13 protein-coding genes and 1 pseudogene are annotated in these 11,383 nt (G+C 35.4%); 11 read left to right on the forward strand and 3 right to left on the reverse strand.

What is annotated here, in order from left to right; translation table 11 throughout:
- Positions 1-96 precede the first annotated feature (96 nt).
- Positions 97-315: a hypothetical protein gene (locus CCY16_RS07020; RefSeq protein WP_245800743.1), complete on the forward strand. Its 219-nt coding sequence runs from the start codon at positions 97-99 to the stop codon at positions 313-315.
- Between the two features lie 1,095 nt (positions 316-1,410).
- Here the strand turns inward: CCY16_RS07020 and CCY16_RS03000 are convergent.
- From CCY16_RS03000 to CCY16_RS03010, 3 genes are all read right to left on the reverse strand, one after another.
- Entirely contained in the window at positions 1,411-1,914 is a 504-nt protein-coding gene (locus CCY16_RS03000) for a protein-disulfide reductase DsbD domain-containing protein (protein ID WP_088414853.1), read from the reverse strand.
- A gap of 264 nt (positions 1,915-2,178) precedes the next feature.
- The gene (gene groL / locus CCY16_RS03005) at positions 2,179-3,831 is read right to left on the reverse strand and encodes a chaperonin GroEL (RefSeq protein ID WP_088414855.1); all 1,653 of its coding nucleotides are present in this window, start codon (positions 3,829-3,831) and stop codon (positions 2,179-2,181) included.
- Positions 3,832-3,932: 101 nt separating this feature from the next.
- Positions 3,933-4,223: a co-chaperone GroES gene (locus CCY16_RS03010; protein WP_088414857.1), complete on the reverse strand. Its 291-nt coding sequence runs from the start codon at positions 4,221-4,223 to the stop codon at positions 3,933-3,935.
- A 145-nt stretch (positions 4,224-4,368) separates the two neighbouring features.
- Here CCY16_RS03010 and ygfZ point away from each other — a divergent pair, with 145 nt between their 5' ends.
- The 10 genes and pseudogenes from ygfZ to fusA all read left to right on the forward strand — a co-directional run bounded on the left by ygfZ (position 4,369) and on the right by fusA (position 11,270).
- The gene (gene ygfZ / locus CCY16_RS03015; protein ID WP_088414859.1) at positions 4,369-5,166 is read left to right on the forward strand and encodes a CAF17-like 4Fe-4S cluster assembly/insertion protein YgfZ; all 798 of its coding nucleotides are present in this window, start codon (positions 4,369-4,371) and stop codon (positions 5,164-5,166) included.
- 393 nt (positions 5,167-5,559) lie between these two features.
- Positions 5,560-5,754: a hypothetical protein gene (locus CCY16_RS06200; protein ID WP_245800744.1), complete on the forward strand. Its 195-nt coding sequence runs from the start codon at positions 5,560-5,562 to the stop codon at positions 5,752-5,754.
- Positions 5,755-5,943: 189 nt separating this feature from the next.
- Entirely contained in the window at positions 5,944-6,117 is a 174-nt protein-coding gene (locus CCY16_RS06205; protein ID WP_088414861.1) for a phage head-tail connector protein, read from the forward strand.
- 394 nt (positions 6,118-6,511) lie between these two features.
- A pseudogene (locus CCY16_RS06810) lies at positions 6,512-6,920 on the forward strand (DUF3168 domain-containing protein).
- The gene (locus CCY16_RS06685) at positions 6,895-7,017 is read left to right on the forward strand and encodes a hypothetical protein (protein WP_281250508.1); all 123 of its coding nucleotides are present in this window, start codon (positions 6,895-6,897) and stop codon (positions 7,015-7,017) included. The pseudogene CCY16_RS06810 and the gene CCY16_RS06685 overlap by 26 nt, the downstream one beginning before the upstream one ends.
- 537 nt (positions 7,018-7,554) lie before the next feature.
- Positions 7,555-7,767, forward strand: coding sequence for a hypothetical protein (locus tag CCY16_RS06215; RefSeq protein ID WP_245800746.1), 213 nt, complete (start codon positions 7,555-7,557; stop codon positions 7,765-7,767).
- 61 nt (positions 7,768-7,828) lie between these two features.
- Positions 7,829-8,014: a hypothetical protein gene (locus tag CCY16_RS06220; protein ID WP_245800747.1), complete on the forward strand. Its 186-nt coding sequence runs from the start codon at positions 7,829-7,831 to the stop codon at positions 8,012-8,014.
- Positions 8,015-8,321: 307 nt separating this feature from the next.
- On the forward strand, positions 8,322-8,696 hold the full coding sequence (rpsL, locus tag CCY16_RS03045) for a 30S ribosomal protein S12 (RefSeq protein ID WP_011256545.1): 375 nt from the start codon (positions 8,322-8,324) through the stop codon (positions 8,694-8,696).
- A gap of 6 nt (positions 8,697-8,702) precedes the next feature.
- Complete coding sequence (rpsG, locus tag CCY16_RS03050) at positions 8,703-9,182, forward strand: 30S ribosomal protein S7 (protein WP_088414863.1); 480 nt, start codon at positions 8,703-8,705, stop codon at positions 9,180-9,182.
- A 21-nt stretch (positions 9,183-9,203) separates the two neighbouring features.
- Positions 9,204-11,270: an elongation factor G gene (gene fusA, locus CCY16_RS03055; RefSeq protein WP_088414865.1), complete on the forward strand. Its 2,067-nt coding sequence runs from the start codon at positions 9,204-9,206 to the stop codon at positions 11,268-11,270.
- The last annotated feature ends 113 nt before the right edge of the window (positions 11,271-11,383 follow it).

Raw genomic sequence — 11,383 nt, forward strand, 5'->3', positions numbered from 1 at the left:
AGTTATGCTTTCAAAACGGTAGTACGGGATGTGAGTATAGAGTAATAGTTGTAAGCTATTCCCAGCGAAAAGCACTCGCTCGATACTAGGTGCACAATGCAATCTGATTGGTATAAAAAGCTATTTCTAGAAGTAGAACTATCCATAGAACAAAATACGAAATATAAATTTCAAACAATGCGGAGAGAATACAAAATTGCAACGTCTGTTGGGAGCACATTAACCGGCAAAGACGGTGATTTTATTATCGTTGACGACCCACTGAGTTCCGCTCAAGCTTTGAGCGAAACGCTTAGAAAGCGTGCCACAAGCTAGTTTGATCAGACTTTAGTAACTAGGCTCAACAACAGAAAAAAGGAATAATTGTGCTTGTGGTGCATAGGCTACATCAAGGAAGATTTGACGGACACCTTCTCTCCAAACAGAAAAATATGTTGCATTAAATTTGTTTGTCAACAATAGCTAAAAATAAGGAGTCTATCTATTCAATTGAAAAGCCAATGTCCCCTTCTCTTAATCCCTGTAATCAGAGTAACTACAAATAAGTACAAGAGCTGAATTACAGCATCAAGTGCTAAAACAACGCCACCTTTAATATTACCCTCGAGAGAAGAAGGTCAGTTGCTATATCTCTTAGATGGAGGAAAAGAAGAGATTGAAACGATAAAAGCTGACTTGGGAATTACGCTTTTGCTGTACAATGTCAACAAAACCCTCTGTCACTTTCAAGTGATATAATTAAACAAGAGTGGCTGAAGCGCTATAGAAGTTTTCCTGATGATCTCTTGCCTGTAGCTTAAAGCTGGGATACTACAGTTTTAACAGGCGACGCTAGCAACTTTAGCGTCTGCACTACCTGGGCAAAAGTAGGTAATAAATTCTATTTACTTGATGTATAACGTGCAAAACTTGAATATCCAAAACTTAAAGAGCAAGTTTTATCCTTAGCAGAAAGATGGATGCCACATGCAATTTTGACTAAAGCAGAAACAAGTGGTCAACAATTAGTACAAGATCTGGAGGTAAGCAGTGATTTACCCGTTGTCAAAATAATGCCACATAATAATAAGCTCACTTGATTTCATTAAATTGTTCCGACTATAGAGTCTGGCAAGGTTTTTCTACTGCATCAAGCAGTATGGCTAAACGATTTTGAGTATGAGATTTTAATGTTTCCAGGAATCTGTCATGACGACCAAGTGGACAGCACCATACAATACCTGCAGTGGATAAGAAAAATTAACACCAATACCTTCAAAATCAGGGGTTTTACCCAAGATCTTATTTGAAATATTTATGGTAAAATCAGCACACGTAATATCATTTATTGCATAAATTACCTGTAAATTGTAACGTTTGTACAGTACGCACTGAAATTTGGCAGCTTAACTAGATTACCTATCTGGAGCTCTATTTTTTATACCACTCATTTATGAGTTCATTGACATCAGAATCTATAAAATTCTTCAGTGGCTGTCTCACTTTTATCTCAGCATTTTTAGGAATGCACTTATCTTTACATATCGCATATTTTATATGAAAGTTAAGATCAACGTACTCTTGACTTGAAAACATATTCACCCTAAAGGGAAATAACACCATGTCCTCATATACGTTACTGATAAATATCTCTCTTCCTAAATTATCTCTATGCTCCTTTGGAGTAGGCCAGTGAATATCTATATTTGATGTATTACCCTTGCAATCAAAAGAAGTGGGAAGACCGAAATCTCCAGGATCTTTGTAATATATATGCCAGCCTGGTTTTATTGTAACCTTTATTGCACCTTCAAAGGTGAGGCTTGCTTCATTTACCTTACCAATAAGCAAATCAAATTTTGCAACTTCTGCGTCAGCATACAGTTGAGTGCAAGAGAAAAGCAAAAACAATATTAAATATATACGTATTTTCATAAAGATAATTCTATTCTTTTGTAAAGGAAGTATTTAGATTTTTACTACTATATTTAACAACATTATATTAACTATTTATTAATATAGCACTAAGGAGTGAAAAGAATAAATCACTATAGAAAATAAACAGCAATACAATAGTACCTTTTTGTACAAAGTAACTGTATTACAATTTATTCGTATTATCTTTAATAAACAGTAAAATATGAAATTTTGAGAACTAAAAGGTATCCTTGGAGCAAATTGCTCCAAGGTTTCGTTTACTTAGAATCCATTCATTCCACCCATGCCGCCTGCACCCATAGGAGATGAAGCGTTTTCTTCTTTGTTTGGTACATCAACTATCATAGATTCAGTAGTAATCAGCACACTTGCAACAGATATCGCTGTTTCAAAAGCAATACGTACTACCTTTGCTGGATCAATGACACCGGCAGTAAATGCGTTAGCATAATTCATAGCCTCGACATTATATATAAGCTCTTTATCATTCTGCTTAGTCAAATGATCAATTATAACAGCGGACTCAAGGCCAGCATTTTTAACTAATCTCTTGATTGGGGCACTGAGAACTTTCTTGATAATATTTATACCTATCTGTTCTTCATCACTTCCACCTTTTAGCTTATCGAGAGCAGACGAAGCATAAAGAAGTGCAACTCCACCACCTGGAACTATACCTTCTTCAATTGCAGCTCTTGTTGCATGTAATGCATCCTCAACTCTATCTCTACGTTCTTTAACTTCTACTTCAGTTACTCCACCGACTTTAAGCACAGCAACGCCACCTGATAGCTTTGCTAGACGCTCTCTTAGCTTTTCTTTATCATAATCAGAAGTTGAGGTTTCAATTTGAGATTTGATCTGCTCGACTCTAGCTTTTACTCTATCAGAGTCACTGCTTCCGCTGACAATTGTGGTATTATCTTTAGTAACTTTAACATTTTTAGCAGTACCGAGATCTTCAAGAGTTAGGTCTTCCATCTTGATTCCAAGCTCGTCTTTTATTACATATTTAGCACCAGTTAAAGCTGCTATATCTTCAAGCATCTCTTTTCTTCTATCCCCAAAACCTGGAGCTTTCACTGCAGTAACTTTTAGACCACCACGCAATTTGTTGATAACCAAAGTACTTAATGCTTCACCTTCAATATCTTCTGCAATAATAAGTAAAGGTCTACCAGACTTAACAACAGCTTCAAGAATAGGAAGTAATGGCTGTATAATGCTCAATTTTTTCTCTGTAATTAAGAGATATGGATCATCAAATTCTACAATCATTTTCTCATTACTTGTGATAAAGTATGGAGAAAGATAACCACGATCAAATTGCATACCAGTAGTAAGCTCAACTTCTAACTCTTTTGAGCCCTTACTTTCTTCAACGGTAATCACACCTTCTTTTCCAACTTTTTTAACAGCATCAGCAATGCTATTACCAATATCCTTATCACCATTTGCAGAAATTATTGCAACTTGTGCTACTTCATCCATTTTTTCCAAAGGAATTGTGCGGGACATTGATGTAATCCCTTCTAATACTGCATCTTTTGCCTTTTGCATCCCGTTTTTGATGCTAACACGATCGTTTCCAGCGGCAATTGACTTTAAGGCTTCCATTATCATGTTGCTAGTTAGTATTGAACACGTTGTTGTACCATCACCAACTTTATCATTACATTGAAAACAACTTTGAGCAAAGATGCTTGTTATTGCAGCATGTAAAGGTTTTTCAGGCTTAATACCCTTCATTACCTTATAACCATCTTTTGTAATTTCTGGTGCTCCATAGGGCTTGTTAATCCCTACTGTTTTTCCTCTAGGTCCAGCAGTTATTGCTACCGTTGAGTCCACCATTACTGCAACTTCACGAAAAGCTTCTTGCAACTGTTCACCTGACACTACTACATTAGTCATTTTTATCACCTCTTGTTAATAAAAAACTTAGAAAACTATAATAAAATTATTTGTAATGCACTATATTGTGCTTTGTTTCAATTTAGTAAAAATAAAGACTGCTACTTAATAATAGCAAGTATATCTGACTCCTTCATTACGATAAGCTTTTCACTACCGTGTTCTATTTCTGTACCAGCCCATTGGCGATAAAACACTTTATCACCAGCTTTTACAGTCAAAGCTATGCGTTCGCCACTTGAATTGCGTGAACCTTCACCGGTTGCTATAACTTCACCTTTAGTAGGTTTCTTTTCAGCACTTGATGGAAGTACAATCCCACCTTGCTTTTCTTCATTGATAGGTTTAATCAGAACACTATCATCCAATACACTTAAGCTTACACTTGACATTCGTTTTTCCTCATCAACAAATTAACCTGTAAGTCTATATATACATTTGTAAGTTAGATTTCAAGGGCTGTAACTTGTAAAATATGAGAAGACGAGAAGTGCCCGATGCTGTATAGTGAAATTTAGGTTCATTAGTAGAAATTTTATGGGTTATATACCATTACCAAGCCGTGGTGTAATAGTTTTATACGGCCCAGATACGAGGGGTTTCCTGCAGGGTGTTATAACAAATGATATCAATAAGTTGAATAGCCAAAAGGCTATTTATTCTTTATTACTTAGTCCTCAGGGAAAATACCTATACGATTTTTTTCTTATTGGATATGGCAAATGTATCTTCTTGGAATGTGAAAACATGTACTTGCAACAAATAATTGAGAAACTAGATTTGCTCAAAACTTATTTAAGAGTGAAGATTAAGGACATTAGTGCACTATATAAGGTTGGGATTTTGTTTGATACTAAGTCAACGGAGTGTAGCAATGAATCACAGATTATTTTTCAAGACCCAAGACATAAGTTATTGGAAATGAGGATAATACACAAAAATGAAATAAAGGAACTAGTTGGAGATTTTGCTCAATATGAGAGAGTGAGAATCCAAAATCTTGTTCCAGATGGAGCAAAAGATATGGTGCAAAATTTGTCGTTTCCGCTGCAATATTTAATCGATAAAATAAACGGTATAAGTTTTAACAAGGGATGTTATATAGGTCAGGAAGTTGTAAGTCGAATGAGCAGACAAGAAATATTCAGAAAAAAGCTTTACCTTGTTGAGGGGGATAATGCACTGCCCAATATTGGCACTAAAGTAACGAATGAAAATAATGAGGAAGTAGGGGAACTGCGCTCTAGCGTAGACAACATCGGGCTAGCACTGCTCAGCACTGGAAAAAGCCATGCAAACTTATACGCTGATGGGGTTAGGGTATTTGTGCGTTAGAGTATTGTAAGAGGTTAAAGTCTTAAGATAGTGCTTGATGCTGGAATCTAGTAAAAAGTATTTGCAAGTTATTTAGTAGATAACGTGTTCTGAGAGAATGCGTCGGAAACAATATCCGTAACCAGTGTCAGCTATTCGAATTACGGAAGAAGAGTTACCTTTCAATCAGATGTTTGTACAGTTGTAGGTGGAGTATAAATTTTTTACTTTGGTAATTTTTCATTATCATTATAATTGCAATAGTGGTTAAGTTAAATAAATATGGAAATTTTCACAAAAAATTTTAAGAGTAAGAGAAAGAAGCTGAAATAGTTTTATGAAGAAATTAAGAATGTAACAACTGTCGCTCAAGATGAATTTGCGCATGAGCTTAAAAATATCGCATATAATAGTGTGCAAAAGTTTCACAATTTACTTGCTAGTGAGTTAAACTTCATCTTCAATAATATTTATCCTCAAAATGTTAATTTGCTGAAATCTGGCCTAGTTGAATACGCTGTAAGTTCGATTTTTATTAACAAAAAGGGAGAAATAGCTTTAATACGTTCTCTCCTTGATGTAGTAGGACACACAGTAAGGAACTTATAGCAAAAAGTTCAAAATTTTCAAGCATTTAGAATTGCTGCTATACAGATTTAACTTAATATTGAATGCGCGAAATTTAGCTGAAATAGGTGTGGTTTCTCGACATTCTTATGGTATCTCGAAGCCATAGATCCTATTAACAAGTGAGGGGGAAATCTTACTTACGCCATACATACATAAAGGGGGGTTATTATGTCTATTTCAGCAAGAATATATTGCAAGCATAAATCTAAGCCTGGATCTCTTCCAGTGACTTTGAAAGAAGTTAAATCTTTTTTGTGCATTGAAAATGCTCAAGATGATAAGTTGATCTCAAATCTAATTTTTATAGCAACCGATTACGCTGGATGGTATATGAAAAAGTAGCTAGTAAAACAAACTTGGCAAGTTTTATTGTGAAGGTTATGTACTTCATAGAATCTATTTAAGCTATGATTCTATTAAGGTAATAATATCTGCTACTGCACAATATCTAAAAGTGAAGAGAAGAGAACACTTAAATATCGTTTCAGTTATGCAGGAGACTACGTTGAATTTTTCAATTATTTGAATGCAATAAGAGTTGATGTTGTATATGAAGCCGGCTATGACAGTGTTCTTCTGGACAGATAAAGCTAGGTATTGTGCAGCATGTTTCTGCTCTTTATAAAAATCGTGAAATCGGAGGTGAATAGATATTTGTCTGAAGTGAAGGAGGTGTATTCCCCATTCCGTGAACCATGGGTTGTTTTTTAAATAATCGTGGACAAAGGGGTCAATTATAGAGAAAATTCAGGTTATAAATGAGTTGTACAATAGCATTTATACAGCGCTAAAAGCGGACTCTAATTTAAGGAAATACGTTACTAAGTTTATAATTACTTACCTAAGCAGGTCACTATTCCTTACTTAAGATTGTACGTGGTAAATCATAACAACCTTCATACGCTATACAATTTTGCTACGAAGGCAAGATTCTTATGCGACTTATATACTTATCATATAAGTAGTGCGTTTGCCGTTACAAAACTTATTAACTTGATACTTGAGGGTATTAAAGGTCTTGATAATGGAACCATTTTAGAGAGTGATTGCGCTATAGATCAGCATGATGAAGTCTCACATCGACAATTAATTTTGATATTTTTATAAAAGGGGGTGATAATGAGCAAGTTGCAGCTAAAGATTAAAGGTCATGATAATAATTTTGTCATATTAAATAATATACGAAATTTGAGGTTTACTTTGCGTAATAATAGAGAAAATAAAAGGTACTTCTTCTTTTAGCTGGGGAAAAGTATTGGATTGTGCTAGAAGCAGACACATTACAATAAAAATCAAAGGAATTTTAGACTCCACATTGGCTGATGAATTGTCATGTAATTCTGCTATATTGAACTCTAATATGATTATAAAATTAGTTTTAATGCTAGAGAGAAGGTTAGGCTCAGATGTTCAGTTGAACTGTATGAGAGGTTATTATGGCCCCGCTGCTTTGACAGCTTCACTGTAGTTTTAGCTAGCGCTGAAGTTGTAAATACCATCCATTAACATCAATTTAATCTTTTCATATACAATAGTAGTTGGTGAAAATTTTAATCAAATTATGAATGGCGATTATCTTTTTAAAAAAGGAAACAATAATAGTAAGGAAATAACGATTATAGAAGAGAGAGGGATTTAAAAAATGAAGTCAGCTAAACCAAGAAAAGAGCAACACAAAGAGAAAGATATAGCACAGTATATTTAAGACTATTTAAAAACTTTTAGGGACATTTTAGATCAAATTGATGAAGGAATCGTTTAGATAGTTACAAAAGGACTATGCAAGTAAAGCGAGGTATAGATAGGCTCATAGAAACTTTGTATAGTTGGGCAGTATCTGAAGATATTGATATAGAATTTAAAACTGCAAAGCATAATCGTGATAAATTAGAGTCTATGAGAAAGAGTCATAGAAAAACAAAGGAAAAAAATAATGGGAGAAGTGTTAAGTGGTATGTTTGCTCAGCAACAAAAGGAGCTAATGAACGCTAAGCACTTAAGCCATGAACATGAGGCAGCAAGCGATGAAGATGTTCATGAAGCAAAGAAATGAATGAAGTCTTTTAGGGAAGTGTTGTTTTCAGTCATTGCTCATAGGATGAATCCGAAAAGGAGAGCAGGGGAAATCGCTGATGACAATGAAAAACAAGTTCGTATATATGGTAGGGAAGCAGTTTGGAGGAGCTCTAGGTGCGTTATTGAAAACGTTCTTGACTGCAGTTACTGCTGTTGTGCATGAAATTGCTAAGCCCTTCAGCATACTAGTGAGCAGGAGATATCTTTTGCAGAACAAATTGAAAGGAGCAGGGATGCAGATTCACAACAGGGTCGATCTATATAGAACTCTGTTATCTGAGCAGGTTCTTTTTTCTGATCATACGCTGAGCTTTTTTCTCAAATAATGATTACTAAGGAGTCTATTGTTACTAAGAGTTTAGTGGGCTCAAATTATTAGAATAGTAATGTTTATTTTTATATTGACTATTGAGGTTTATTATTTTATAACTAGAACTTAAGTTATTTTAATGAGCTTGGGTTTTTAACATATGCCTACGATAAATCAATTAGTACGTAAGGGCAGGTTGAAATTGTCCTGTAAGAAGAAGGTGCCAGCCTTGGGGAAAAGCAACCCTCAGAGAAGAGGTGTTTGCACTAAAGTGTACACTACAACTCCTAGGAAGCCTAACTCAGCACTACGTAAAGTGGCTAGAGTAAGAATTAGTGGGTATGGTGAGGTGACAGCTTATATACCTGGCGAAGGCCATAATTTACAAGAGCACTCTGTTGTTTTAATACGTGGTGGTCGGGTTAAAGATTTACCAGGTGTGCGTTATCATATAATAAGAGGTGCTCTTGATCTGCGTGGTGTACAAAATCGCAAAAAGGCTCGTTCAAAATATGGTGTAAAAAAATCTAGTTAAGGTTTTATGGCTCGTCGAAATAAAGCAAGGAAGAGAAAAATAAGTCCCGATTCGCGTTACGATAGTGTTTTGCTGATGCGTTTCATTAATGTAATCATGAAATATGGTAAAAAATCCGTTGCAGAAAAAATTGTCTATAATGCTTTATCTTCAGCTGAAAAAGAGGTGAATGAAAGAGGAGTGTCAATTTTTGAAACGGCAGTGGAGAATGTTACACCTTCTGTAGAAGTGCGTTCCCGTCGTATTGGTGGTGCAACTTATCAAGTGCCTGTTGAAGTTAAAAAAGATAGAGCTGTTTCTTTGGCGTTGAGGTGGATTGTTAAATCAGCTTCTGCTACGCGAAAAAAAAGTGGAAAAGAGTTTTTTAAGTGTTTGTGCTCTGAAATATTGGATGCATATAATAAACGCGGTGGTGCATTTAAGATGTGTGAAGAAAAATATAAAATGGCTGAAGCTAACAAGGCTTTTTCTCATCTTCGTTTTTAACATTAGCTAATTGATGGTGATATGGAAATTGATATATCCAAATACAGAAATATAGGTATAATGGCTCATATAGATGCTGGTAAGACTACCACAACAGAGCGTATTTTATTTTATACTGGTAAGCAAAATAGAATTGGTGAAGTGCATGATGGTGCAGCTTCTATGGATTGGATGGAGCAAGAAAAAGAACGTGGTATTACAATCACGTCTGCTGCAACAACTTGTTTTTGGAATGGTTATAGAATCAATATAATAGACACTCCCGGTCATGTTGACTTTACTATTGAAGTCGAAAGGTCTTTAAGAGTTTTAGATGGTGCAGTTGCTGTATTTGATGGAGTGGCGGGAGTTGAACCTCAATCTGAGACTGTTTGGCATCAAGCTGATAAGTATAGTGTTCCTCGTGTCTGTTTTATTAACAAGATGGATAGAATAGGAGTCGATTTTTATCGATGTGTTAATATGATAAAGAGTAAGCTTGGGGCAGTACCTTTAGTCATTCAGCTACCAATAGGAAGTGAAAAAGATTTTAAAGGTGTAGTTGATCTAATTTCTATGAAAGCCATTATATGGGAAGAAGAGACATTAGGTGCTAAATTTTCTTATGAAGATATTCCTTCTGATTTACTTGATAAGGCTCAAGAGTATCGAAATCTTTTATTAGACACTGCTGCTGGAATGGATGATGAAGCAATGAATGCTTACTTTGAATCTAACGACTTGCCAGTAGATTTGTTGAAAAGATGCGTGAGAAGCGGAGCTATTAAAGGAGCATTTGTTCCTGTGTTGTGTGGATCAGCATTTAAAAATAAAGGCGTGCAACCACTTTTAGACAGTATAGTTGATTTCTTACCTTCTCCTGTTGATGTTGATGAAGTTGTTGGGACTGATCCTAAGGATTTAGAAAAGAAAATTAAGGTTAAACCTTCAGAAAAAGAGAAATTTGTTGCTCTTGCATTTAAGGTGATGACAGATAAATTTGTGGGTAACTTAACGTTTATTCGTATTTATTCCGGTAAGTTGAAGTCTAAATCTACTGTGTTAAATGCAGGAAAAAATGAGACTGAAGGAATTGGTAGAATGTTACTTATGCATGCAAACAATAGGGAAGATATAAATGAAGCTAAAGTTGGGGATATAGTTGCTTTAGTGGGATTGAAGAAAGCAATCACTGGTGATACTTTATGTTCATCTGATTTTCCTATATTGTTAGAACGTATGGAATTTCCTGAACCTGTTATTGAAGTTGCTGTAGAACCTAGAACTGCTTCAGATCAGGAGAAATTGGGTATTGCTTTAAGTAGGTTAGTTGCAGAAGATCCTTCTTTAAGAATTCCAGTGAATGCAGAAAATGGTCAGACTATATTAAAAGGTATGGGTGAATTACATCTTGAAATCATTACTGATAGAGTAAAGCGTGAATTTAACGTTGATGTCAATATTGGCGCTCCTCAAGTTGCATATCGTGAGACTATTACTAAATCTGTTGAAATTGATTACACGCATAAGAAGCAATCAGGCGGTGCTGGTCAATTTGCTAAAGTAAAGATTTTGTTTAAGCCTCTTGAGGCTGGTTCTGGATTTCAATTTGAAAGTAAAATTGTAGGTGGTGCAATTCCAAGAGAATATATTCCTGGTGTGCAAAATGGTCTGGAATTGATAAAAGAAGGAGGTATGGTTTCTGGCTTTCCGGTTATCGATTTTAAGGCTACTCTTATTGATGGTGCTTTTCACGAAGTTGATTCAAGTCCTTTGGCTTTTGAGCTAGCTGCTAAGGGTGCTTTTAAAGAAATGGCAAATAAGGCTGGCCCAAAAATGTTAGAGCCTATAATGAAAGTTGAGATTATTACACCTGAGGAATATATGGGCGATATTATGGGCGACGTAAATGGTAGGAGGGGACAGGTTTTAGGTATGGAGACACATAATAATAGCACCATAATTCTTGCTTTAGTGCCTCTTGCAAATATGTTTGGTTATATAAATGTTTTGCGTTCTATGTCTCAAGGAAGAGCTCAATATAGCATGCATTTTTCTTGTTATGAACAAGTACCACAGTATGTGGTCGATGAGTTAAAGTATAATTAAGGGTAACGATTATGACAACAGCAGTAGAAGCTACAGCACAAGTAGTGGAAGCATTTGGGAAGCCGCATGTCAATGTAGGAACGATAGGACATGTGGACCATGGGAAGACAACA

Source organism: Wolbachia endosymbiont of Wuchereria bancrofti (genome assembly GCF_002204235.2).
Lineage (GTDB): Bacteria > Pseudomonadota > Alphaproteobacteria > Rickettsiales > Anaplasmataceae > Wolbachia.